This window comes from Stenotrophomonas sp. YJH_SMC_122 (genome assembly GCF_059369535.1).
In genome coordinates this window covers 1-24,495 of record NZ_JCAFST010000001.1, presented here as the reverse complement: position 1 = coordinate 24,495, position 24,495 = coordinate 1, and the positions used below count along the sequence as shown (strand labels likewise).

Here is a 24,495-nt window from a genome sequence, read left to right as displayed (position 1 = left end):
TGTCTTACTCGTCAAAAGAACGGATGGAATCGGAAACAACCCGGGCACCGTGCTGTTGGATCAGCACCTGCACTTCCGGGTCATCCATGAAAACGGCCTCTGCCACCTGCTGCCGCTCGCCGCGCTGGCGGTCGGCACGCTGATGCAGGGTCTCGGCCGGAACGTGTTCGGTTTCCACGGTCTCGACCACGATCTTCGGCGCCTGGCCAAGGGCCTTCTGCAGCATCTCGCCCAGGGCAGCCAGCGCGCGCTCCGAGCGCAGGTACTCAAATCCGGGCGAAAGGCCCAGTTTCAAGGTCCCGTGCTGGCAGCTGATGAAGGCGGCGTTGGCAGCCAGCTGCCGCGAGGGGCCGCTGAGGCCGCTGTTGGCGACCAGGTCCAGCCAGTCTTCGGCAGTGGCCAGCTCGCTGACACCTTCCTGCGGCGCGGTGTCACGCGTCGGAGCCGGTTCGGCCGGCGCAATGGCAATACCTTCGGCGCGGAACGAACGCTCCGGCGGCGCAGGCTCGCCTGGATCCGCGGCGGGAGCCGGCGGTTCATGCCAGGGCGCGACCATGGCGGCATCCGGGCCGGCCATCTCGGCCGCCAGGGCCCCATCCCGCGCCTCGGCTTCGTCGGTGGCCCACGGCGGCAGGTCATCGCTTGCCTCTGCAGCAATGGCAGACGCCGGCGCGTCGGCCCTCACCGGCGGCGGTGACACGGGCTCTTCCACCGGAACCGGCTCGGGTTCAGGCGTCGGATCCGGCTCCGGTTGCGGTGCCGGCTCGGGTTCGGGTTCGGGTTCAGGTTCGCGCGGTGCAGCCGCCGGAGCGGCCGCCTGCGCCACCGCGGCCGGACTGGCCGAAGCGACGGCAGCAGCCGGCGTCGCTTCATGGCTTCCGGCATCGGCGCCACCACCGGCAGCGTTGCCACCCGGCGTGCCACCCACCGCACCGTCGACGGCCTTCGGCACCGGCGGTACCGCTGCGGCCGGACGGAACGCCAGCATGCGCAGCACCGCCATTTCAAAGCCCGCGCGCGGGCTCGGTGCCAGTGGCAGGTCGCGACGGCCATTCAAGGCCATCTGGTACCAGAGCTGCACCACTTCCGGGCGCAGGCGCTCGGCGAATGCCGCCACATCCAGGCCTTCCGCGACGGCGGCGCCCGGCACCAGCTGCTGCACCTGGATGCGATGCAGGCCTTCAGCCAGCGCTTCCAGCACGCCACTCCAGTCCGGCGAGAATTCGGCCAGCGCGGCCACCACCTGCAGCAGGCGCGGGCCATCGCCCTCGGCCAGCGCATCGAGCATCGCCGCCACCTGGGTGCGATCCACAGTGCCCAGCATGGTTCGCACCACATCCTCGCGCAGCGCGCCGCCGGCATAGGCGATCGCCTGGTCCAGCAGTGACAGGCCGTCACGCAGGCTGCCGTCAGCGGCCTTGGCCAGCTGCACGATGGCGCTGCCGTCGGCCTCGATCTCTTCCGCCGCCAGGATGCGGGTCATCTGGCCCTGGATCTGGTCTTCGTCCAGGCGCTTGAGATTGAACTGCAGGCAGCGGCTGAGCACGGTGACCGGCAGCTTCTGCGGATCGGTGGTGGCCAGCAGGAACTTCACGTGCTCCGGCGGCTCTTCCAGCGTCTTCAGCAGTGCGTTGAACGCCGCCTTGGACAGCATGTGCACTTCGTCGATCAGGTAGACCTTGTACTTGCCGCGCGAGGGCATGTACTGCGCGTTCTCGATCACCTCGCGCACGTCGTCCACGCCGGTGTTGGACGCGGCATCGATTTCCAGCAGGTCGATGTAGCGGCCGGCGTCGATGTCCAGGCAGGCGGCACACTGGCCGCACGGGTCGGCGCTGGTGCCCTGCTCGCAGTTGAGCGACTTGGCGAAGATGCGCGCGATGGTGGTCTTGCCCACGCCACGGGTACCGGTGAACAGGAACGCATGGTGGACCCGGCCGCTGTCCAGCGCATTGCTGAGCGCACGGACCACATGCTCCTGGCCCACCAGCTCGGCAAAACGCTTCGGACGCCACTTGCGGGCAAGGACGAGATAGGACATCAGGCCACCGTTTTCCATCGGATGTTCCATTGTGCCATGCCTGTCCAGCCCCTTCGCCAACAATGCCCCCGGACGCGTCCCTGATCTGGGCGCTTGTGTCCGGCCGCGCCGCCCGCTAGAATCTGCGCCCCTGCTGAGGCGTTTGCCGATGGCAGGGATCCGGAGAGGTGTCCGAGTGGTTGAAGGAGCACGCCTGGAAAGTGTGTAAGCGTCTAAACCGCGCTTCGGGGGTTCGAATCCCCCTCTCTCCGCCAGACAAACGCAAAAGGGCCGCCCACAGGGTGGCCCTTTTGCGTTTGCCTGGCGGATGGGATGGGTGGTGAGAAGCCCCGCCGGGGTTCGACGGTTCTGCAGGAGCAGAACCGGACAGCCGCAGGCTGGTCCCGGGGCGCAACGCGCATCGGGATCGGGTGCAGGGATGCACCGACAATCCCCTCTCTCCGCCAGATAGATGAAGAAGCCGCCCAGTGGGCGGCTTTTTCATTTGGCTGTCGGGAATCGCCGCAGGTACTACCGGACTGAACGGGCCTGCCGTCGTGGCCGGTCCAACGGCCCGCCCGCCGACGGCGCGCGATCCGCCGCGGGTCATCTGCGCCGGAGCAGTCCCCGCACGCAGGCGCCGACGAACACCAGCCCCAGCAGCACCCACACGACCGTCATTCCCCACAGCGCACCGAACGTATCCAGGACCGGCTCCAGCCGCGGTTGCGCCGGGTCGTACAGCACGCGTACCGGTTGCCCCGGCTCATAGCCGAAAATCATGCCGCCCTGCGGGTACGAGACGCGTTGGCCGGTCGCGGTGGTGAACGCGACCTGCGGATGCGATCCGCCGGCGTTCAGGCGCTCGACCTGGCCATCAACGGCCTGCGCGACCTCCAGGAACTCGAAGCGATGCGTCACCTCGAAGGCGGCCATGGCAAGGATCAACAGACCCACCGCGCCAAACAGCAGACCGCGCATGAGCTGGGCAGGCCGGAGAAAAGAAGGGTCGGGCATCGCTGGGCAGCTCCGTTGCAGGCGGGAAGACGAATGGGGCCGGCGGATCCTGCCGCGCGGTCAGTCCCACATGTGGAAAGCATAGCCCAGAAGCCACCGCGCTCCACTGCACGCCATCGCGACCGGATCCGCCTCGCCATTACCCGCCACCGACGCACCCGCCTGGTACAGGCGCCTGCATTCCGCACGGTCATTCGAGTGGGGAAGAAGTCACCTGTAAAGGATCGGCATCGCTCCATGTACCCTTGAACGCTTCGCCCCCTCCCAACGTCTGGACGGTTGAAATGCAGCCGGGCAACTCCATGGCGTTTCCCATGAATCTCCGCCTCTACCGCCCCGCCGATGCCAGCGCCTGCCTGTCGATTTTCGACAGCAACGTACCCACCTACTTCGCGCCCGAAGAGCGCAGCGACTTCGAACGCTTCCTGCACGAGCAGGCCACGGACTGTGCATTCCAGGTGATCGAGCGCGATGGCAGCGTCGTGGCCTGTGGCGGCCTCTCGCGCCGTGGCGACGGCAGCGCCGGCTTCTGCTGGGGCATGGTGCAGCGCGCGCTGCACCGGCACGGCCTGGGCCGCGAACTGGCACTCGCACGCCTGCGCCAGGCCGAAGCGGATCCCTCGATCAAGCGCATCACGCTCAGCACCAGCCAGCACACCCAGGGCTTCTATGCTGGCCTGGGCTTCCAGGTGACGCGGATCGTGTCCAATGGCCACGGCGCCGGGATCGACGCCGTGGAGATGGAGCGGAGGGTCTAGCCCTCCGCCCGCCCTGGATCCACGCGAGCCTGGATCCAACGTCGCCGCGCTTTCCTCAGAAGCCCACGCGCAGGTTGATCTGCCCGCCCACATCGCGGCGGCCGTCGCCATGCTGGCCCTGTACGAACATCGACAGTTGGCTGTTGCGGCCAAGGCCGACCGCTACACCGAGCTGGCTGACCAGCGCATTGCGTGCCATCACCGCACTGTAGACATCGAAGGCATTGCCGCCCAACGCGAAGCGGTTGCGGCTGGCCACATCGGTGTCACCCGAGGCGTGCTGCCAGCCGAGGCCGACGGTCAGCTGCGCCGGGAAGCGCTCGCCGCTGCCCACGTCCCAACGGCCGCGCACGCCCACGGTGCTGACATTGAGCGTGTCCTTGCCGCCTTCCAGCACCAGTGCCGCGCTGCCGCCCTGCTCCACCGCACGATCGCTGTCGACCCAGTGCTTGGTGAACTGCACATAGGGCTGCAGCTGGGTCCTGCCGTGGGTCCATGTCCAGCTGCCTTCCACCTGCGCGATGGTCACATCGGAATCCTGGCGGCTGTACAGGGTCTGGCCCAACAACGGCACTTCACGCGTGGTGCGCGTGCGGTAGTCACCGCGCGACACGCTGCCACCCACCGCGAAGCCGTTGTTCCACTGTCCCTGTGCATACAGGCCGAACGTGTTGCCACGCAGGCGGGCCCGCGAGCTGCGATCATACAGCCGCGTATCCAGCCGTTCGTTGCCGGCCGCTGCACCCAGCACCACATGCTCGCCCAGCTGCCAGTCGACACCGGCCATAAGCGCATTGCGATTGGCGCGGATCTCATCGCCATTGCCGTCGCCATCCTGCCTGAACACCTTGCCGCTGCCGGCCAGCCAGGCCGAAGCGCGCTCGCCCCGCACGGTCGGCAGTTCGCTGCCCAAGCGCTGGCGGATGCCCTCCTCCAGGTAGTTGTCATACAGCAGCACCGCGCGGCTGGCCGCATGCACTTCGCCTGACAGCTGGTCGAAGGCGCTGCGCGCAGTGGCCGCGTCGTAGAGCAGCACCGTGTTGTACAGGCCCAGCGCCGGGCCACTCTGCGGCAGGCTGTCCAGCGCTGCGGCAGTGTTGTACTGGTTGCGCGTCGTCGCTGCGGTGGTGAATGCCGCAGTCTGCGCCACGTCGATCTGCAGGTTCGCCGTGTTCGCGGTATACACCGGAGTGATGGTCAGGAAGGCCGACGGCGAGGTTGCCGCAGCGAACTGCCCACTCACGCCACCGCCCGCATTGACCACCGTGTACTGCTGGCCCTGCTGGTAGCTGGTGCTCGGCGAAATGGTATTCACCCGCACGGTGCTGCCGCCCACATTCGCGCTGCCGCCGACCTGCACCGTGTCGCTGCCGGTGGCGCCCAGGTCGATGCCCAGCGTGCTGCCCGGCGACAGCGTCAGGTTGCCGCCGACGGTGATCGTTCCGGTGCCATTGCCGGCACCGCCGCCATTGCCCGGGCCATTGCCCGGCGACAGCACGCCACCGCTGGATACGGTCACGCCACCGCCGGTACCGCCGATGGTGCCGGTGCCGGAGAGCGTGGTGCCACTGCCGATGGTCCACTGGCCGCCGATGTTGCCGGTGACGTTCAGGCCACCGCCGGTGACCTGGCCCGTGCCGCTGAAGCCAGCACTGTTGCCGCCCAGATTCAGGCTGCCCGGGCCGGCCTGCACGATGCTGCCGCCACCACTGATACTGCCGCCGAGCGTGGTGGTGCCACCGGTGTTGATGACCAGGCCACCGTTGTTGGTGATGTTGCCGGTGATCGCACCGCTGGCCCCACCGTTGCCGACCTGCACGGTGCCGCCGGCATTGATGGTGGTACCACCGGTGTAGGTGTTGTTGCCGGTCAGGACCACGGTGCCGGCACCTGCCTGGGTCAGGCCGCCACTGCCGCTGATGGTGCCGCCCACCGTGGTGTTGCCGCCGACGTTGAACACCAGGCTGCCGTTGTTGCTGACATTACCGGTGATCGCACCGCTGGCGCCCCCATTGCCGACCTGCAGCGTGCCGCCGGTGTTGATGGCGGTGCCGCCGGTATAGGTGTTGTTGCCGGCCAGGATCACGGTACCGGTGCCGGCCTGGGTCAGGCCACCGCTACCGCTGATGGCGCCGCCGACGGTGGTGGTGCCGCCCACGTTGAACACCAGGCTGCCGTTGTTGACGACGCTGCCGCCGATGGCGCCGGTCGCACCGCCATTGCCTACCTGCAGCGTGCCACCGGTGTTGATGGTGGTCGGGCCGGTATAGGTGTTGTTGCCGGTCAGGGTCAGCGTGCCGCTGCCGGCCTGGGTGAGGCCTCCACTGCCGCTGATGGTGCCGCCCAGCGTGGTGTTGCCCGCCACGCTGGACAGCAGCATGCCGTTGTTGGTGACATCACCGACGATTGAGCCCGTTGCCCCGCCATTGCCCAGCTGCAGCGTACTGCCGGCGTTGATGGTCGTGCCGCCGGTATAGGTGTTGGTCCCGGTCAGCAGCAGCGTACCGCTGCCGGCCTGGGTCAGGCTGCCGCTGCCACTGATGGTGCCGCCCAGCGCGGTGTTGCCGGCCACGTTGGAAATCAACGCGCCATTGTTGGTGATGTCGCCAGCGATGGCGCCGGCCGCGCCGCCGTTGCCCATCTGCAGCGTGCCGCCGGTATTGATGGTGGTCCCACCGGTGTAGGTGTTGTTGCCCACCAGGGTCAGCACACCGCTGCCCGCCTGGGTCAGGCCACCACTGCCGCTGATCGCACCGCCGACCGTGGTGTTGCCCGCAACGTCGAACACCAGGCTGCCGTTGTTGGCAACGTTGCCGGTGATCGCGCCGGTCGCACCGCCATTGCCCACCTGCAGCGTGCCGCCGGCATTGATGGTGGTGCCGCCGGTATAGGTGTTGTTGCCGGTCAGGGTCAGCGTGCCGCTGCCGGCCTGGGTCAGGCCGCCACTGCCGCTGATGGTGCCACCGAGCGTGGTGTTGCCGGCCACGTTGGATACCAGCGCACCGTTGTTGGTGATGTCGCCGATGATCGCGCCGGTCGCACCGCCGTTGCCGATCTGCAATGTGCCACCGGCATTGATCGTGGTTCCACCGGTGTAGCTGTTGTTGCCGGTCAGCACCAGCGTGCCACTGCCGGCCTGGGTCAAGCCGCCGCTGCCGCTGACCTCCGCGCCCACGGTGGCCGTCGTACCCAGGTTGTAGACCAGGCTGCCGTTGTTGGTGATGTCGCCCAGCACCGAGCCGGTGCTGCCGCCGTTGCCGATCTGCAGCGTACTGCCACCGTTGATGGTGGTGCCTCCGGTATAGGTGTTGTCGCCACTGAGGATCAGCGTGCCGGTACCGCTCTGCACCAGGCCGCCGGTACCACTGAGCACGCCGGCGAAGGTCGTGCTGCCGTTGTTGCCGCCGGTGGTCAGGGTTGCACCGCCCAGCACCACGCTGGAACCGGTCACGCCAGCGAGGCCTCCGATGCTCTGGCTGCCACCGGCGCTGATATCCAGCGTACTGGCACCGGCCAGGTTGACCGTGCTGGCACCGGACAGGCTGCCGCCGGCTGCCACCGCCAGCGTCCCACTGTTGATGGTGGTGGTGCCGGTATAGCTGCTGGCACCGCCCAGGGTGACCGTCGCCGCGCCATCCTTCAGCAGGCCACCGGCACCGCTGATCGGGCCGTTCAAGGTCAGTGCGTTGCTGCCGCCCAGAGTCAGCGTGCCGCTGGCCAGCTGCACGGTGTTGGCCAGCGTCAGCGCGCTGGTGCCATCCAGGCTGGCGTTGCCGCCTACGGTCAGCGCACCGGTTCCCAGCGAACCGTCGTTGCCCAGTAGCAGGCCACCGGCATTGAGGGTCACGCCGCCCGTGAAGACGTTGACGCCAGTCAAGCCCTGGATGCCTGCGCCGTTCTTTACCAGCCCCCCTGCCCCTCCGATGGTGCCGGCGAACGTGGTATTGCCCACGCCATTGAGGGTCAGCGTGCTGCCACCCAACGCCACTGAAGAGCCTGCCACGCCTGCCAGCGAACCGATCGCCTGCGCGCCCCCCGCACTGATGTCGAAGGTGGTACCGGCGTTGGCCAGGTTCACCGCACCCGTCGCAGCGAGGCTGCCACCGGCGCCGATCGCCAGCGTCCCGGCGTTGATGGTGGTGCCACCGGTGAAGGTGTTGGTGCCGGTCAACGTCTGGGTACCGGAGCCTTCCTTGATCAGCCCACCGGAGCCGGCCACCGAGCCACTGAACGTGCCATTGGTGGCGTCTCCGATCGTCAGCGTGTTGGCGCCCAGGTTCACCGTGCCGTTGCCGATCAGGGTACCGAACTGCTGCGTGCCGCTGCCTGCCGACAGATCGAAGGTCGCCCCCGAGGCCAGGTTGACGATGCCACTGGCGTGCAGGCTCGCGCCCGCGCCCAGTGCCAGCGTACCGGCGTTGATGTTGGTGCCACCGGTGTAGCTGTTGGTGCCGTTCAAGGTCAGCGTCGCGGCACCCTCCTTGGTCAGGCTGCCGGTACCACTCAGGTTGCCGTTGAGGGTGAGGTTGTTGCTGCCCAGGACGGTCAACGCGTTGTTGAGGATGAAGTTGTTGCCGAGGATGACCGCAGTGTTCGAATCGAGCGTCGCAGCGCCTCCGACCGTCACCGTACCGGTGCCCAGCGCAGCATTGTTGCCGACCACCAGGCCACCGGCGTTGAGCGCCACGCCACCGCTGAAGGTGTTGGCACCATTGAGCGTCTGCACGCCCGCACCGTTCTTGATCAGGCCGCCACTGCCGCCGATCACACCGCTGAAGGTGCTGTCCACGGTGCCGCCCAGGGTCAGCGTGCTGCCGCCCAGCGCCACCGTGCTGCCTGCAACGCCGGCCAGCGAACCGATGGCCTGGTTACCCGCGGAGATGTCGAGCGTGCCCGCACCGGCCAGGTTCACCGCGCCGGTTGCGGCGAGGCTGCCACCGGCACCGATCGCCAGTGTGCCGCTGTTGATGGTGGTACCCCCGGTGTAGGTGTTGGCACCGCTCAGGGTTACGGTGGCCGCACCGTCCTTGATCAGCCCGCCCGTGCCGGAAATCACGCCCCCCAGCGTCAGCGCCTGGCTGCCGAGCAGATCGAGGTTGGCACCCGCTGCCAGCCCGATGTTGTTGGCAAGGCTGACGCCGGTCGTTGCATCCAGCGTTGCGTTGCTTCCGACCGTCAACGCGCCGCTGCCGAGCGCAGCGCTGTTGCCGACCACCAGGCCACCGCCGTTCAGTGCAACGCCACCACTGAACAGATTGGTGCCACCCAGCGTGAGGATGCCGGCGCCATTCTTGACCAGGCCACCGGTGCCGGAAATCGTGCCATCGAAGAGGCTGTTGCCCACACCACCGAGTGTCAGCGTCTGTGCCCCCAGGCTCACCGTCGAGCCGGCCACACCGTTCAACGAACCGATGGTCTGGTTGGCACCTGCGGTGGAGATGTCGAAGCCGGTGCCCGCGGCGCTCAGCGTCACCGCGCCGGTCGCGGCCAGGCTGCCGCCCGGACCGATCGCCAGCGTGCCAGCGTTGATGAAGGTGCCGCCGGTGTAGGTGTTGGCACCGGTCAGCGTTTCGATGCCCGCGCCCACCTTGGTCAGGCCACCGGTGCCTGTGATCGAGCCACTGAAGGTGCCATCGGTGGCGCCGCCGACCTCGATCGAGTTGGCGCCGAGGTTCACCGTACCATTGCCGACCAGCGTGCCGAACTGCTGCGTGCCGCTGCCGGCAGACAGATCCAGCGTGGCACCCGTGGCGAGGTTCACGGTACCGCTCGCCGCCAGGCTGGCACCGGCCCCCAGCGCCAGCGTGCCGGCGTTGATGTTGGTGCCACCGGTATAGGTGTTGGTGCCGTTCAAGGTCAGCGTCGCGCTGCCGTTCTTGGTCAGGCTGCCGGCCCCGGACAGGACGCCGTTGAGCGTCAGTGCATTGGTCCCGAGCACGGTCAGCCCGGCGTTGAGCGCGATGTTGTTGGCCAGCGTTGCCAGGCCGGTGGTATCCAGCGTGGCGGCACCACCAACGGTCAATGCGCCGGTGCCCAACGCCGCATCATTGCCAAGCACCAGTCCGCCCGCGTTGAGCGTTACGCCGCCGCCAAACGTGTTGGCACCGGACAGCGTCTGTACGCCCGCGCCTGCTTTGATCAGACTGCCGCCGCCACTGATCACGCCATCGAACGCGGCGTTGCCGGCCGTACCGAAGGTGAGCGAATTGCCGCCCAGCGCCAGGGTGCTGCCACCCGCACCGTTGAGCGCGCCGATGGTCTGGCTGCTGCCGGCACCGGAAATATCAAAGCCAGCGCCTGCACCCAGCGTGACATCACCCGCTGCAGCAAGGCTGCCGCCCGTGTCCAGCGCCAGCGTGCCGGCGTTGATCGTGGTCCCGCCGGTGTAGGTGTTGGCACCGGACAGCGTCAGCGTGGTGGCACCATTCTTGACCAGGCTGCCATTGCCGCCGACCACGCCCGACAGCGTCAGCGCATTGCTGCCGGGCAACGTCAGTACGACGCCCGAGCCCAGCGTGACCGCATTGCCCAGTGCCACCGCGGCGCTCGCATCAAGCGTGGTACTGGCATTCACCGCCAGCGCGCCGGTACCGAGCGCATCATTCGCGCCGACCACCAGGCCTCCCCCGTTCAAGGTCAGGCCGCCACTGAAGGTATTGGTGTTGTCGAGGGTCAGCAGGCCCGCACCATTCTTGATCAGGCTGCCATTGCCTGCCACCACGCCACCGAGGGTGAGGTCGTTGCTGCCACCCAGCGTCAGCTGCGTAGCGGCACCGAAGTTCACTGCATTGGCCAGGTTCAGCGCCACGGTGCTGTCCAGCGTGGTCGTGCCACCAATGCCCAGTGCACCGGTACCGAGTGCGCTGGCGTTGCCGAGAATCAGGCCACCGTCGTTGAGTGCAAGGCCACCACTGAAAGTATTGGCACCGGACAGCGTCTGCACGCCGGCACCGGTCTTGATCAGGCCGCCGGTACCATCGATCACGCCGGCAAAGCTGCCATTGCTGGCGCCGCCAAAGGTGAGCGACTGCGCGCCCAGCACCAGCTGGCTGCCTGCCACGCCATTCAGCGCGCCGATGGTCTGCGCCGCACCGGCTGCGGAGATGTCCAGCGTCGCACCGGCACCGGCAAGATCCACCGCACCGGCCGCGGCAAGACTGCCGCCCGCCCCCAGCGCCAGCGTGCCGGCGTTGATGGTGGTGCCACCGGTGTAGACGTTGGCGCCGGACAGTGTGAGGCGGGCCGCGCCGTCCTTGATCAGCCCACCGGCACCGAATACCGGACCGGTGAGGGTCAGGTCATTGCTGCCCAGCACGGAGAGATTCGCACCGGCGGCCAGGCCGATGAGGTTGCCTACGGTGAGTGCAGACGTTGCATCCAGCGACGCGTTACCGCCCACGTCCAGCTGGCCGGTACCCAGTGCCTGCGCATTGCCCAGCTGCAGCAGGCCCGCGTTGAGGCCGACGCCCCCGCTGAAGGTGTTGGGTCCATTCAACGCCAGCGTGGCCGTACCATTCTTGACCAGGCTGCCAGTGCCACTGATGAGACCGCCCAGTGACACGTCCTGGCTGCCCAGCAGATCCAGCGCCGCGCCTGCCCCGAGGTTGACGTTGTTGGCGAGGTTCAGCGCGACCGAACTGTCCAGCGTGGCAGTGGCGCCCACCGACAGTGCACCGGTGCCCAGTGCGCCGGCGTTCCCCAGGAACACGCCGCCGCCGTTGACGGTGAGCCCACCACCGAAGCTGTTGGCGCCGTTGAGGGTCAACGTGCTGGCACCGTTCTTCACCAGCCTGCCGGTACCGGACACCACGCCACCCAGCGTGATCGCCTGCGAGCCCGGCAACGACAGCGCCGCACCGGCGCCCAGGTCAACGTTGTTGGTCAGGCTCAACGGGGCGCTGCCATCGAGCGTGACGTTGCCGCCGATGCCCAGTACTCCGGTACCGAGCGCGCCGCTGTTGCCCAGCAGCAGGCTGCCGGCGTTTGCGTTCAGTCCACCGCTGAAGGTGTTGGCGCCGTTCAAGGTCAGTGTCGACGCGCCATTCTTGACCAGGCTGCCGGTGCCAGTGATGTTGCCGCCCAGGGTCAGGTTCTGGCTGCCCGGCAGGGTCAGTGCCGCGCTGAGGTTGATCGCATTGCCCAGGTTCAGCGCCGCAGTGGCGTCCAGCGAGCCGTTGCCACTGACCGTCAGCGCACCGCTTCCCAGCGCACCGGCGTTGCCCAGCACCAGGCCACCGGCCGCAAGATTCACCCCACCGCTGAAGGTATTGGCACCGGTCAGCGTCTGCACGCCGGTACCCTGCTTGATCAGCCCACCGGTGCCGCCGATCACGCCGGCGAAGGTCTGGTTGGTGGCATCACCGAAGGTGAGCGTGCTGCTGCCCAGCGCCAGGGTGCTGCCCGCCACACCGGACAATGCACCGATGGTCTGGTTGCCACCCAGCGAGATATCCAGTGCGCTGCCAGCGCCGGCCAGGCTGACCGCGCCGGTCGCCGCCAGGCTGCCACCACTGGCCAATGCCACCGTTCCGGCATTTACTGCCAGCCCACCCGTGAACGTGTTCGCGCCGCCCAACGACAGCGTGGCAGCGCCGTTCTTGACCAGGCTGCCGCTCCCACCAATGACACCCCCCAGCGTCAGCGCATTCGAGCCCAGCACATTGAGCGAACCACCGGCGCCAAGCGTGATGCCATTGCCCACCGTGAGCGCGGCGCTGGCGTCGAGCGATACCGCACCGCCGACGTTCAGTGCCCCGGTTCCCAGTGCACCGCCGTTGCCCAGCACCAGGCTGCCCGCGTTGAGTGCCAGACCACCGTCGAACGTATTGGCGCCGTTGAGGGTCAGTGACGATGCACCATCCTTGATCAAGCCGCCAGCGCCACTGATCACCCCGTTGAAGGTGAGCGCCTGCCCGCCAAGCAGATTCAGGCTGGCACCCGATCCGAGGCTGACCGCATTGGTCAGCGCCAGCGCCGTGGTGCCGTCGAAGGTGGTGTTGCCGCCGACAGAGAGCGTACCGCTGCCCAGCGCGGCGGCATTGCCCAGCAACAAGCCACCGGCGTTGAGCGCAACACCGCCCGTGAGGCTGTTGACGCCCGACAGGGTCTGCACACCGGTGCCGAGCTTGATCAGGCCGCCGGTGCCTGCTGCGAACGTGCCGCTGTAGCTGGTATCGCCCAGCCCGCCCAGGGTCAGGGTGTGGCTGCCGAGGTTGACCGAACCGCCAAGCCCGGCCAGCGAGCCGATGGTCTGGTCGGCCGCCGCCGAAAGATCCAGGCTGGTGCCGACGCCCAGCGTGATCGCGCCTGTGGGCGACAGGCTGCCGCCCGCGCCCAAGGCCAACGCGCCCCCGGCCAGGTTGAAGCTGCCGCTCAGCAAATTGGCACCGTTCAGGGTCAGCGTGCCCGCACCGTTCTTGGTCACGTTGCCGGCACCGGAAATCGAACCACTCAATGTCAGCGCATTGCTGCCCAGCAGGTTCAGCGAGCCCCCGCCATTGACCACCAGGTTGTTGCCCAGGTTGAAGCCCGCCGTCGTATCCAGCGAGGCGCTGCCACCGACGGTCAGGTTGCCGCTGCCGAGTGCACCGGCATTGCCCAGCAGCAGGCCGCCGGCATTGAGGTTGACGCCACCGGAGAACAGGTTTGCGCCGCCGAGAGTAACGATGCCGGTGTTGTTGACCGTCAGCCCGCCTGCGCCTGAAAGCACGCCATTCAGGCCGAACGCATTGGTCCCGGCCAGGGACAGATTGCCGCCGAGGTTGAACGCATTGGTCAGATTCAGACCGGCCGTGGAGGAGGCGATGGCACCGCCGTTGGCCGTGAACAGCCCTGTGCCGAATGAACCGGCATTGTTGAAATTGACCAGGCCATCATTGAGCGTCGTCGGGCCGGATCCGCCCCATGCGCCCTGCAGGTTCCAGGTACCGCTGTTGACGGTGAGCTTCTGGAAGTTGAGGTACTGGTTCCAGCCCAGTGTGGTCACCGCTCCACCGGTGCCGGCCCCCGGACCGCTGACGACGTTCTGCAACACCAGCGTGTTGTTGGCCGCACCACTGCCGGTACCGGCGTCGACCGATCCCGCAGCCGCAACCTTCACCCCGGTAACACCGGTAATCACGCCGGCAAGAGCGCCGCCGCCACCGCTCACAACGCTGGAACCCGACACTGCGGTGAAGGTGTTGCCGCCGGTTGAATCACCCAGGTGAACACTGCCACTGACCGCCCCCGCATTGAGGAACGTATTACCGCCAGAAGCGCCCAGGCCGACACGCCCGTCGATGGTGCCGGTGTTGGTCACATTGGCTGCCGCACCACCGTAGGTCACCACCGTAGTCGCGTCGGAAACGCTGCCTGCGCCGATCAGCGACGTGCTGATCAGGCCGGCGTTGTTGATGGTGGTGGTGCCGTTGACATTCTGTGCCACCAGCGCCTGTCCACCGAAGCCCAGCAGCGTTGCGATGTTGACGACACCCTTGATCTGTCCGCTGGCGTTGTTGTTGACGACGATCGCGCTGTTGTTGGCAGAAGCATTGCCGATGACCAGGCCGGGCGAGGCGAGGACGATCGAGCTCGGATCGATCGTGCCATTGTTGTTGACCGTCACGTTGTCGCCGGTCAGCGTTGCTGCGTTGCCTCCACCTACGATCGGCGGCGTACGCAGCAATGCACCCGCAGCGATGTTCAGCGTGAGGCCGTTGGTCGCGTTGGAGTAGTTGTTGATGTTGGTGGTGCTGTCGCAGTTCACGGTCGTGGTGCCCGTGCACGCTGCGAATGCCGATCCGCTGGCCAGTGTGGCGGCCAATGCCGCCGCCAGCTGGTGCGCCCGCAATCGCGGCACCCGCCCTGCGCTGACCGCGCTTCCGCCGGGATTCCGGGTGACCTCCGAAGCAACCTGCATTACCCCAAGGGCGCGATTGAAAACCAGACGGTAAATGCGGTTCATCGGCAAATCTCCATGAAAAGACCGGATGGCACAGCTGGCAGGTTTTTTGGAGACAATGCGGGCCGCCCCTGCTCCCGATACGGGAACAAGGCCTGAAGGCATTAACTCCTGAAAATCTTCACATCTTCACGTGATCGCACCCCGGGACAGGTACGTCAGCGTGTCCATCAAGACGAAAACTCCCCGATTTCGCCCGACGAATGGCGGCACTGTGCGACCCGCCGTGCCAGCGGCATGTGAATCGCGCGCGTTATTTTCATGACGCGCGTCAAATAAAAGGGGCCGGCGGAATGGTTTTGCCGAAAATGCATATCGCTATATGTGGCGGGGAATCCATCCCCGCCATGAGTAAATAAATTCAGCTACTGGAGAGTTTCATCAGCACCAGACCGGAAACAATCAGCACCGCTGCACCGATCCGCATCGGGCTGACCTGCTCACCCAGGAACACGATGCCGACCGCGAACGCGCCGACTGCGCCGATGCCGGTCCAGATCGTATAGGCGGTGCCGAGCGGCAGGCTGCGCATGGCCACCGCCAGCAGCCAGAAGCTGGCGATCATGCCGATGATCGTGACCACGGTGGGGGTGAGCCGGGTGAAGCCTCCGGACTGCTTCATGGACACGGCCCAGACGATTTCCAGCAGGCCGGCAAACAACAGATAGATCCAGGCCATGACGGCCCTCCTCTTGGTAGGGCCAGGCCGTCCTGGTCATTGGTTCCCGATGTGGGGGAGGTCGTTCCTCCTGGCCGGCATTCTAGCAACGGGGGTGGGTGCCGGCCGCTGCCGGCGGCGACGGGTTACAGCCGATTCAGTGCGTGAAGCTGGCATCGACGCACCCGCCTGCGCTAGAATGAGCGCCTGCCATCGGCCAGCCGATGTGCAGTCCGGCTGTGGTCTCCGGCGCATCGCGCGCTGCTTCCCCTGATCCGTGAACTGGCCGCCCACCGGGCGGCCAACGTCTCTATGGTGGCCCCGTCGGCCCCTCGCGACGCTAGGTCGAAAACCCCGCCAGGGCCGGAAGGCAGCAACGGTATCGATCGACGCGGGCGCCGAGGTCAGCCGGCGGGGCCACCGCCTTTTCCGGCGACGCCCGCGCCTCTGCTAGATGCCAACCTTGGTTGGCGCCCTTTGCCGGGCATGGCCCCGCGCTACTGCAGCGCGCGCTCCAGCGCCTCCAGTCCAGCGGCCAGCGCCGTATCGGCGGGCTGGCCGGTTCCGCTCACGGCGGATCCTGCGCCAGTACGTGCGGCGCGGTCGGGTCAGCCAGCGGCACGCACTGCCCCGGCTGCGCCACGCGGTGCCCGCGCGCGGCCAGCGCCTGGCCATCGGCCACGCTGGCGTAGTGGTAGAGCATCATCCGCGCCTGCAGTTCGATGCTGTACTCACGCTCCAGGTCGTCCACACCCGTGTGTGACGGGTTGCCGTGCAGGCCGCAGTCGTGGGCGATCAGTTCGTTGTCGTTGGCGTAGCGCGCCAGCATCTCCGGAATCGGCCGGGTATCGCCGCTCCAGGTCAGCGCGCCCTGCAGGCGCAGGCCATACGCCGTCTCCGGCCAGTGATGGCGCACCGGAAACACCTCCAGGCGCACCCCCTCATGCCAGAACGCCTCGCCCACCACGATCAGGTGGAAGGCATCCCAGAAATTCGCACCGCCCTCGGCCAGCACGTTCGGATAGTCAGCAATGCGCTTGTGCAGCAGCGGCACCACCGTGGCAGGCACGTACAGGCGCACCTTGCCGCGTCGGTGCGCATTGAAGAAAGTGTCCACGAACAGGCGCTCGAAGCCGGCCACATGGTCCAGGTGCACATGGGTGACGAACAGCGCCTGCGGCATGTGCCCGTAGTGAGCCTTGAACGCGGTGAGGCCTTCACCGCCGCAATCGATGGTCAGCCACGGGCGACCACCGCGCTCGATCACCGACATCGGCGATCCCAGCTCGACCGCCGACGCATTGCCGACGCCGAGGAAACGCAACGACCAGTCCATCAGGTGCCCCGGTTCCAGGCCATGTCATAGGCGCGGCGCAGCCGCGCGTAGTCCTTCTGCACGTCTTCCACGCTGCGCTCGCCGCGCAGCTTGACCAGCGAGCGCAGCAACCGCTTGAGGTTGCGTTCGCGCCAGGCGGTGGCCGGGATGCGGATCACCCCACGGTCGAAATCGATCAGCCAGCCATGGCCACTGCCATCGAACAGGATGTTGTGCGCGTTGAGGTCGGCATGGTCCAGGCCGGCACGGTGGAAACGGGCGATCAGGCGCCCGGTCTCCTCCCAGGGCGCGCCCCGACCCGCAACCAGTGCGCGGTCGGCCAGCGAGCGCACGCCCTCGATCCGTTCCATCAGGATCGCCGCCCGGTAGCGCAGGCCCTCGCGCATGTAGAACGCGGCGATCGGCCGTGGCACCGGCAGCTTCTTCTCGCGCAGCGCGCGCATCAGCCGGAATTCGGCGAAGCTGCGGGTCCGGTCCGAGCCGCGCCAGAGGTACTGGTCGTGGCTGATCCGGGCCGCCATGCCGCCCCGCAGGTAGTGCCGCAGCACGCTGGCACCGAACGGCGCATCGACGAACCAGGCGCTGCCGCGGCCGCCCTCGCCCACCGGGCGGGCCTTGCTGCCCCAGTGCTGGGGCGAGAACAGGCCAATATCGGCTTGCCGCAGCCGCTCGCGGTCGAACAGAATGGCCCCGATGCCGCGACCCTCGCGGCATGGCGTCAGCGCTTCATTGGCGTCGAATGCGACCATTTCATTGAGTCTAACAACACATGGCATCAGCGTCCTCCTCCTTGTGCCTCCTGCGCCTGTCCGCACTGGGCGACGTCACCCACGTGGTGCCCCTGGTGCGCACCCTGCAGGCCGCACGCCCGGACACGCCGATCCACTGGATCATCGACAAAGCCGGCCACAAGCTGCTCGACGGGCTGCCCGGCGTCACCTTCCATGCCTACGACAAGAAGAGCGGCATGGCCGGGGTCAAGGAACTGCGCAGGCAACTGCCACCGGGGCGCTTTGAAGCGCTGTTGCAGATGCAGGTCGCGTTCCGCGCCAACCTGCTGTCGGCCTTCATTCCGGCCGAGCGCCGCATCGGATACGACCGCAGCCGCTCCAAGGACCTGCACGGGCTCTTCATCAACGAGCGCATTCCCGATCGCCCCGGCATCCACGTGCTGGATGCCATCGGCAGCTTCTGCGAACCGCTGGGCCTGCGCCAGACCGAGGTCAGCTGGGATCTGGCGGTGCCGCCGTCCGCCCATGAGTGGGCAGCAGCGCAGTGGCAGGACGATGGCCGCCCGGTGCTGATGATCTCGCCCTGCTCCAGCCACGTGCGGCGCAACTGGTATGCGGACCGCTATGCAGCGGTGGCCAACCACGCCGCACAGCGCGGTTGGCGGGTGGTGCTGTGCGGTGGCCGCAGCGAACTGGAGCGCCACATGGCCGATGCGATCCAGGCGCAGCTGCAGACGCCGGCACTGGACCTGGTCGGCAAGGACACGCTCAAGCAGCTGCCTGCCCTGCTGGCCCGCGCCAATCTGGTGATGACCCCGGACTCGGGCCCGATGCACATCGCCAACGCAATGGGCACCAAGGTGTTGGGGCTGCATGCGGCCAGCAACCCGGACCGCAGTGGCCCGTACTCGGACCGCCGCTACTGCGTGGACCGCTACGACGATGCGGCACGCAAGTACCTGGCCAAGCAGGCCACCGATCTGAAGTGGGGCACCAAGATCGAGTTCGACGATGTAATGGAACTGATCACCGTAGAAGACGGTATCGCCGCCTTCGAACGCTACGTCGCCGACCACCTGGGGTGAGCGGCGGCCTGCCCGGGATCACGTGCGCTGCGCGTAATCCTGATAGGACTTCTCTTCCACGTACGCCGAACCCAGCGCCAGGTTGATCGCCTTCTTGATGCGCGCGCGCTCGTCGTTGCGCAGGTAGACACTGCGCGCCAGGTCGATGAAGCCCTGGTCGAACGCCTGCGCCTTCTCCTTCAGGCGGATGTCGTCCTCGATGTCCCACAGTTGCTCGTTGACCGCCTTCAGTTCGGCACGCAGCCTGGCGACATCCTTCACCGCCGCCGGGTGCGCCATCCAGGTCTGCTCCAGCGCCGACAGCTCCCTGCGCACATTGGCCAGCTTGCCCTCGTCGCTGATGCGCTCGGACTTGATCTGCAGAATCGAGATCTTGTCCAGCAGCTCGCCGAACGAAACGGGGACGAGGATTTCAGCGGTCATCGGGAAAGCTCCAGCAAGTGATGCGTGCAGTTTAACCCGCGACTGGCGATGGGACAGGTAGAGCCGCCACGCGTGGATGGTCCAGCCCGGCAGCAAGTGCATCCACGCATGGCGTGGATTCACGGAGGCAATCTGGTGGAACAAGCCCCTCTGTTGAGGGGCTGCCCCGACCGGGGCGGGGAGAGGCCGGCGAAGGGAGGGGCCCACGCGTTGCACAGCAACGTGTGGGGCGACGCGCGCAAAGCGCATCGTGTCCCGCGCCGGATCAGGACATGGTCACTGCGCCGCAAATCCCGATGTGCATCCATCCATGGCGTGGATTCACGGAGGCATCTGGTGGAACAAGCCCCTCTGTTGAGGGGCTGCCCCGACAGGGGCGGGGAGAGGCCGGCGAAGGGAGGGGCCCACGCGTTGCACAGCAACGTGTGGGGCGACGCGCGCAAAGCGCGTCGTGTCCCGCGCCAGATAAAGAAAAAGGGCTGCCGTTCGGCAGCCCTTTTTCTTTATCTGGCGGAGAGGGGGGGATTCGAACCCCCGAGGCGCTATAAACGCCTGCCTGATTTCGAGTCAGGTACATTCAACCACTCTGCCACCTCTCCGGGTGGTCCCCGGCGGACCGGGGACGCGCATCATACGAGGAAGTGAGGCCGGCGACAAGTCATTCCGGTCAATGAAGTGAAGATTTCCTGAGTGCATGCCTTGCCGGATGCCTGCGGCCCCCCGATGATGCCTGTCTCCCCAGCAATACCCTGCCCCCGCACCCCATGATCGAATTCGGACACCTCACCCACCCCGGCATGCGCCGCGAGCTCAACGAGGACACCTACTACGGTGACAGCGAGCTGGCCCTGTGGCTGGTGGCCGATGGCATGGGCGGCCACGCCTGCGGCGAAGTGGCCAGCGCGCTGGCGCGCGAGACGATCGTGCGCGAGATCCGCCGCGGCGCGCCGCTGGCGCAGGCCATCCGCACCGCCGATGAAGAAATCATCCGCGCCTCGCGCCGGCGCAACGACACCCTGCCGATGGGCACCACCGTGGTTGCAGCACGCGTGCAGGGCAATCGCTATGAAGTGGCATGGGTCGGCGACAGCCGTGCGTATCTGTGGCGCGATGGTCAGCTGGCGCAGCTCAGCCAGGACCACAGCGTGGTTCAGGAGCTGGTCGCGCAGGGCAACCTGACTGCCGAGCAGGCACGCGCGCATCCGCATCGCAACGTGGTCACCCAGGCGCTGGGCGTGACCGACCCTGCGCATCTGAACGTAGCCACCACCAGCGGTGAGCTGCGCCCAGGCATGCAACTGCTGCTGTGCAGTGACGGCCTGACCGAGGAAGTGGACGACCGCAGCATCGCCCGCACCCTCGCCTTCGACGATGCCAGCGCGCAGGAATGCGTGGACACACTGGTCGCGGCCGCGCTCGACGGCGGAGGCCGCGACAACATCAGCGTGATCCTGGTGCGCTGCCATTAAGCGGTAGATCCACGCCATGCGTGGATACGGTACTGCCGGCCAGCGGCCGGCAGTACCCCATGCCAAGCATTACGCGCTGGCGGGCTCTTCCACCTTCGGGCCATCCCACAAGGCGTAGCCGGCCTTCTTGCGCAGTCGTTCCAGACGCGCGCTGTGCGCTTCCAGCTCAGACGGGGTGGCCACCACGCGTGGGCGCGGCAGCAGTTTGCTGGTATCGAAGGCCTGCAGCGCGGCACCGGCGCCACCGCCGTCATCGTCGCCCAGGCCGAAGCCGATCTCTTCCTGGCCCGAGGTCAGCGCGATGTAGACGTCGCCCAGGATCTGCGCATCGAGCAGGCCGCCGTGCAGCGCACGGTGCGAGTTGTCCACGCCCAGGCGCTTGCACAGCGCATCCAGCGAATTGCGCTGGCCCGGGAAGCGCTCGCGCGCCATCACCAGGGTATCGATCACCGTGCAGCGATCGGTGATCTTCCCGTACTGCGGGCCCAGCAACGACAGTTCGTTGTCGAGGAAGCCCAGGTCGAACGCCGCGTTGTGGATGATCAGCTCGGCGCCATCGATGAAAGCCAGGAATTCATCGGCGATCTGCGCGAAGTCCGGCTTGTCAGCCAGGAACTCCAGGGTCAGGCCGGTGACTTCCTGCGCGCCCTGTTCGAACTCACAGTCCGGCTTGATGTACTGGTGGTAGTTGTTGCCGGTCGGGCGGCGCTTGAACAGCTCCACGCAGCCGATTTCGACGATGCGGTTGCCCTTCTTCCACTCCAGGCCGGTGGTTTCGGTATCGAGGATGATCTGACGCATGGGCTCAGTTTACCGGGCTGGCGTCGCGGATCTGGATGGCCGCGTTGCGCGCCAGGGTATCCACCCGCTCATTGTCCGGATCGCCGGAGTGGCCCTTCACCCAGCGCCAGTCGATCTGGTGCCGCAGCGTGGCCGCATGCAGGCGCTCCCACAGCTCGCGGTTCTTCACCGGGTCACCGCCGGCGGTCTTCCAGTTCTTGCGGATCCAGCCGGGCATCCATTGGGTCAGGCCCTGCCGCACATACTGCGAATCGGTGTAGAGCACGATGTTGCACGGCTCGGTCAGCGTTTCCAGACCGGAAATGGCCGCCATCAGCTCCATCCGGTTGTTGGTGGTGTGCGCTTCGCCGCCGCTCAGTTCACGCTCGTGGCCCTTGTAGCGCAGCAGTGCAGCCCAGCCGCCGGGGCCGGGATTGCCGAGGCAGGAACCGTCGGTGTGGATTTCAATGGTTTTCAATACAACTCCAGATCAGGTAGCAACGGTGCCGTGCCAACGCACCGGCAACGGTTTCGGCCCGGGCAGGGCCAGCGTTCGCTTTTCAGCATGGAACAGGCAGGCCGCGCGCAGTGGCGACCAACCGCCTGTGCGGCGACTGCCGGCGCCGCGCCAGAGCGGGCCGAGGAAACGCATATCGTCGCACTCCAGCCCGTGGCGGCCGAGCAGCAGGCGGATCCGCTGCGGCGTGCGCACCACCAGCCCGTGCTGGCGCCAGTGCGTGCGGTAAGGGCTGAACGGGTTGAGGCTGCTCAGCCACAGGTGGCCGCCCGGCATCAGCACGCGCTCGCACTCATCGAGCAACCGATCAGCGTCGGCTGCGGTGACATGCTGCAGCACGACCGCATTGACGCTTTCATTGGCCAGCGGCAGCGGCAACGCACAGCGGGTGTCGCCGGCATAGCCGTGCCCCTGCCGGTACAGGCGCAGGCCGCGCCCGCCAAGCTGCGCATCGTCCAGCCATGCGGCACTCGGCGCGATCCATAGCCAGGGCTGCACCGGCAGCAACGACAGCTGCGGCAGCAGCAGTTGCCGCTCCAGAACGCGCAGGGCTTCCGCCGGTTCGCTGTCGAACCACGGGGTCTGGCTCGCTTGACGGGTGCTCTGCAGCGCGGGCATGGTCCAATTCTATGCGACTGACTGCCCTGCCCGCATTTGCGGACAACTACATCTGGACGTTGATCGACGACGACGACGGCGCCGCCGTGGTCGTCGATCCCGGCGATGCCGCGCCGGTGCTTGCGCTCGCCGATCAGGGCCTGCGCGTGGACACGATCCTGCTCACCCATCATCACGATGACCACATCGGTGGCGTGCCCGCGCTGCAGACACGTTTTCCCGGAGTCCGGGTGATCGCGCCCGTCGAGGAGCGCATCCCCACGGCAACCGAACGGGTCGGCGAAGGTGAACGCGTTCAGGCACTGGGCCGGACGTTCCACGTACTATCCGTGCCCGGGCATACCCGCAGCCACATCGCGTTTCACACTGCTGAACATCTTTTCAGCGGAGATTCGTTGTTCAGCCTGGGCTGTGGACGCCTGTTCGAAGGTACGCCGTCCCAGCTGCTGGCATCGATGCGCAAGCTGGGTACCTTGCCCGCGCAACTGCTGCTTTGTTGCGCTCATGAGTACACCGTGTCAAATGCCGTCTTCGCGCGGCATGTCGACCCCGCCAACGCTGCCTTGTGGCAGCGCCAAGAGGAGGCTTTGGCCATGCGCCGCGATGACCGTTCCACCCTGCCGGTAACCCTGGCCAACGAATTCGACTGCAATCCGTTCCTGCGTGTGCACACTGCGCCGATCCGCGCGTCGGTGTCGGCACACCTGGGCCGTGACGTCGTTGACGACGTCGACGTGATGGCCGGTCTCCGGCACTGGAAAGACGGCTTCCGCGCATGATGCGCCGAAGTCTGCCGCTGGCCCTGGGCCTGGTCCTGGGGCTGGCCGGAACCGCCGGCGCCCAGTCGCTGGGCGCTGGCATCGGCCAGAACCTGACCGCCGCCGCGGCCCTGCCACTGGATCCGGCCGCGTTGCCGGCCGCGTCGGTCCGCAACGGCCAGGAGATCTTCTCCAGCTTCCGCGACGGCCTGGCCGAGCCCACCTGCAATGCCGAGGCCACCAGCCCGCGCTGGCAGAAGCAGTTCGCCCACGCCCCGTCGCGCCTGGCCAACCAGGATGACGATGCGCTGGTGCTGTTCGGCTATGTGGTCGAAGAGCTGCGCAAGGCCAACCTGCCCACCGAGTTCGCGCTGATTCCTTTCGTGGAAAGCGGCTACCGGCCCAATGCCCGCAACGGCAGCGGCCCGACCGGCCTGTGGCAGTTCATCGCCACCACCGCGCGCAATCACCGCGTGCCCATGGCCAACGGCTACGACGGCCGCCTGTCGGCGGTCGATTCCACCCAGGCCGCAGTGCGCTACCTGAAGACCCTGCACGGCATGTTCGGCGGTGACTGGCGCCTGGCCACCATGGCCTACAACGCCGGCGAGTACCGCGTGCTGCAATCCATGCGCAAGGCCGGCATGAACGCGCAGAACGCCAAGCCCTCGGCGCTGCCCGGCCTGTCGCCGGTCACCCATGCCTACGTCGAGAAGCTGCATGCCCTGGCCTGCGTGCTGGAAGACGTGGAAGACCAGCCAGGTGTCATGGCCTCGCTGGACCGCACCGTGCCGGTGCTGAAGGACCACACCCTGCCCGCCGGCACCAGCGTCCAGCAGTGGGCCGCACAGCGCGCCCTGGACCCGGCCCGGATCGCCCGCCTCAACCCCGCCCTGGCGGGCGGTGGCCGCGTCTCGTCCGGCACCACCCGCGTGCTGGCGCCGGTCTCGGCCGCCAACACGACCGTGGCGGACAGCGCCACCGCGCTGGTGGCCAGTAGCGTACCTGTCGCCGCCGCCTCGCCAACGCCGCAGGCCGCCAAGACCGTGGCCGCGATCGCCGATCGTCCGCGCAGCCGTCGCCACACCGTGCGTGATGGTGAATCGGCCTGGACCATCGCCCGCCGCTATGGCATGCCGGTCAAGGCACTTCTGTCGCTGAACGGCCTGAGCGGCAGCAGCGTGCTGAAGCCGGGTGCGGTGCTGCGCGTCGAAGACTGACGCACAGGCCAGGCCCTCCTGGAGAGCCGAGATCCTATGTTCGTGGTCAAGCCTGCTGGAAGCAGGTTTGACCCACTTTCAGCATGGCCGGGTCAAAGTCCCGGCCGCTCTTGAAGACGCCCCAAGCGATCCTGGCCAGCTTTCTGGCGAGAATGTTGAAGCT

Annotated in this window: 15 protein-coding genes, 2 tRNA genes, 1 other RNA gene and 1 pseudogene; 7 read left to right on the top strand and 12 right to left on the bottom strand. The window is 67.3% G+C overall.

The window, feature by feature from the left end; all coding sequences use genetic code 11:
- Positions 1-4 precede the first annotated feature (4 nt).
- A complete protein-coding gene (gene dnaX, locus AC5P66_RS00095; protein WP_099494665.1) occupies positions 5-2,059 on the bottom strand; it encodes a DNA polymerase III subunit gamma/tau in 2,055 nt (684 codons plus the stop codon).
- Positions 2,060-2,202: 143 nt separating this feature from the next.
- Here dnaX and AC5P66_RS00090 point away from each other — a divergent pair.
- Positions 2,203-2,295, top strand: a tRNA-Ser gene (locus tag AC5P66_RS00090).
- Between the two features lie 331 nt (positions 2,296-2,626).
- Here the strand turns inward: AC5P66_RS00090 and AC5P66_RS00085 are convergent.
- Positions 2,627-3,037, bottom strand: coding sequence for a DUF3592 domain-containing protein (locus AC5P66_RS00085; RefSeq protein WP_275043300.1), 411 nt, complete (start codon positions 3,035-3,037; stop codon positions 2,627-2,629).
- Between the two features lie 314 nt (positions 3,038-3,351).
- On the opposite strand from AC5P66_RS00085, the gene AC5P66_RS00080 reads away from it, so the two are divergent.
- A complete protein-coding gene (locus tag AC5P66_RS00080; RefSeq protein WP_049417094.1) occupies positions 3,352-3,795 on the top strand; it encodes a GNAT family N-acetyltransferase in 444 nt (147 codons plus the stop codon).
- A gap of 55 nt (positions 3,796-3,850) precedes the next feature.
- On the opposite strand, the gene AC5P66_RS00075 is transcribed toward AC5P66_RS00080, so the two are convergent.
- Positions 3,851-14,740: an autotransporter-associated beta strand repeat-containing protein gene (locus AC5P66_RS00075; protein WP_099494663.1), complete on the bottom strand. Its 10,890-nt coding sequence runs from the start codon at positions 14,738-14,740 to the stop codon at positions 3,851-3,853.
- 358 nt (positions 14,741-15,098) lie between these two features.
- Positions 15,099-15,416 carry a DMT family transporter gene (locus AC5P66_RS00070; RefSeq protein WP_099494662.1) on the bottom strand — a complete coding sequence of 106 codons (318 nt, stop codon included), beginning with the start codon at positions 15,414-15,416 and terminating at the stop codon, positions 15,099-15,101.
- A 300-nt stretch (positions 15,417-15,716) separates the two neighbouring features.
- On the opposite strand from AC5P66_RS00070, the gene ffs reads away from it, so the two are divergent.
- Positions 15,717-15,813: signal recognition particle sRNA small type (ffs, locus tag AC5P66_RS00065), an RNA gene on the top strand.
- Positions 15,814-15,963: 150 nt separating this feature from the next.
- Here ffs and AC5P66_RS00060 read toward each other — a convergent pair.
- Both AC5P66_RS00060 and AC5P66_RS00055 read right to left on the bottom strand, forming a co-directional pair.
- On the bottom strand, positions 15,964-16,731 hold the full coding sequence (locus AC5P66_RS00060) for an MBL fold metallo-hydrolase (RefSeq protein ID WP_099494661.1): 768 nt from the start codon (positions 16,729-16,731) through the stop codon (positions 15,964-15,966).
- Positions 16,731-17,480, bottom strand: a complete 750-nt coding sequence (locus tag AC5P66_RS00055) for a 3-deoxy-D-manno-octulosonic acid kinase (protein ID WP_049415219.1) — start codon at positions 17,478-17,480, stop codon at positions 16,731-16,733. Before AC5P66_RS00055 ends, AC5P66_RS00060 begins: the two co-directional genes overlap by 1 nt.
- A gap of 20 nt (positions 17,481-17,500) precedes the next feature.
- Here AC5P66_RS00055 and AC5P66_RS00050 point away from each other — a divergent pair, with 20 nt between their 5' ends.
- Positions 17,501-18,547, top strand: a complete 1,047-nt coding sequence (locus AC5P66_RS00050; RefSeq protein WP_099494660.1) for a glycosyltransferase family 9 protein — start codon at positions 17,501-17,503, stop codon at positions 18,545-18,547.
- A gap of 18 nt (positions 18,548-18,565) precedes the next feature.
- On the opposite strand, the gene AC5P66_RS00045 is transcribed toward AC5P66_RS00050, so the two are convergent.
- Both AC5P66_RS00045 and AC5P66_RS00040 read right to left on the bottom strand, forming a co-directional pair.
- Entirely contained in the window at positions 18,566-18,970 is a 405-nt protein-coding gene (locus AC5P66_RS00045) for a DUF6165 family protein (protein WP_049415212.1), read from the bottom strand.
- A gap of 508 nt (positions 18,971-19,478) precedes the next feature.
- Positions 19,479-19,569: transfer RNA gene (locus AC5P66_RS00040), tRNA-Ser, on the bottom strand.
- A 165-nt stretch (positions 19,570-19,734) separates the two neighbouring features.
- Here AC5P66_RS00040 and AC5P66_RS00035 point away from each other — a divergent pair.
- Entirely contained in the window at positions 19,735-20,439 is a 705-nt protein-coding gene (locus AC5P66_RS00035) for a PP2C family protein-serine/threonine phosphatase (protein WP_049439538.1), read from the top strand.
- Positions 20,440-20,508: 69 nt separating this feature from the next.
- Here AC5P66_RS00035 and dnaQ read toward each other — a convergent pair whose 3' ends face one another.
- The 3 genes from dnaQ to AC5P66_RS00020 are packed head-to-tail and all read right to left on the bottom strand — an operon-like array spanning position 20,509 to position 22,354.
- The gene (gene dnaQ / locus AC5P66_RS00030; RefSeq protein WP_049415209.1) at positions 20,509-21,240 is read right to left on the bottom strand and encodes a DNA polymerase III subunit epsilon; all 732 of its coding nucleotides are present in this window, start codon (positions 21,238-21,240) and stop codon (positions 20,509-20,511) included.
- A 4-nt stretch (positions 21,241-21,244) separates the two neighbouring features.
- Complete coding sequence (gene rnhA, locus AC5P66_RS00025; protein ID WP_005408275.1) at positions 21,245-21,697, bottom strand: ribonuclease HI; 453 nt, start codon at positions 21,695-21,697, stop codon at positions 21,245-21,247.
- A 12-nt stretch (positions 21,698-21,709) separates the two neighbouring features.
- Positions 21,710-22,354 carry a methyltransferase domain-containing protein gene (locus tag AC5P66_RS00020; protein ID WP_049415208.1) on the bottom strand — a complete coding sequence of 215 codons (645 nt, stop codon included), beginning with the start codon at positions 22,352-22,354 and terminating at the stop codon, positions 21,710-21,712.
- Positions 22,355-22,365: 11 nt separating this feature from the next.
- Here AC5P66_RS00020 and gloB point away from each other — a divergent pair, with 11 nt between their 5' ends.
- Together gloB and AC5P66_RS00010 are read left to right on the top strand one after the other, a co-directional pair.
- Complete coding sequence (gloB, locus tag AC5P66_RS00015; protein WP_099494659.1) at positions 22,366-23,133, top strand: hydroxyacylglutathione hydrolase; 768 nt, start codon at positions 22,366-22,368, stop codon at positions 23,131-23,133.
- On the top strand, positions 23,130-24,332 hold the full coding sequence (locus AC5P66_RS00010) for a lytic transglycosylase domain-containing protein (RefSeq protein WP_099494658.1): 1,203 nt from the start codon (positions 23,130-23,132) through the stop codon (positions 24,330-24,332). The genes gloB and AC5P66_RS00010 overlap by 4 nt, the downstream gene beginning before the upstream one ends.
- 46 nt (positions 24,333-24,378) lie before the next feature.
- On the opposite strand, the pseudogene AC5P66_RS00005 reads toward AC5P66_RS00010, so the two are convergent.
- Positions 24,379-24,495 (bottom strand): annotated as a pseudogene (locus tag AC5P66_RS00005) (IS110 family transposase); the annotation flags it as partial.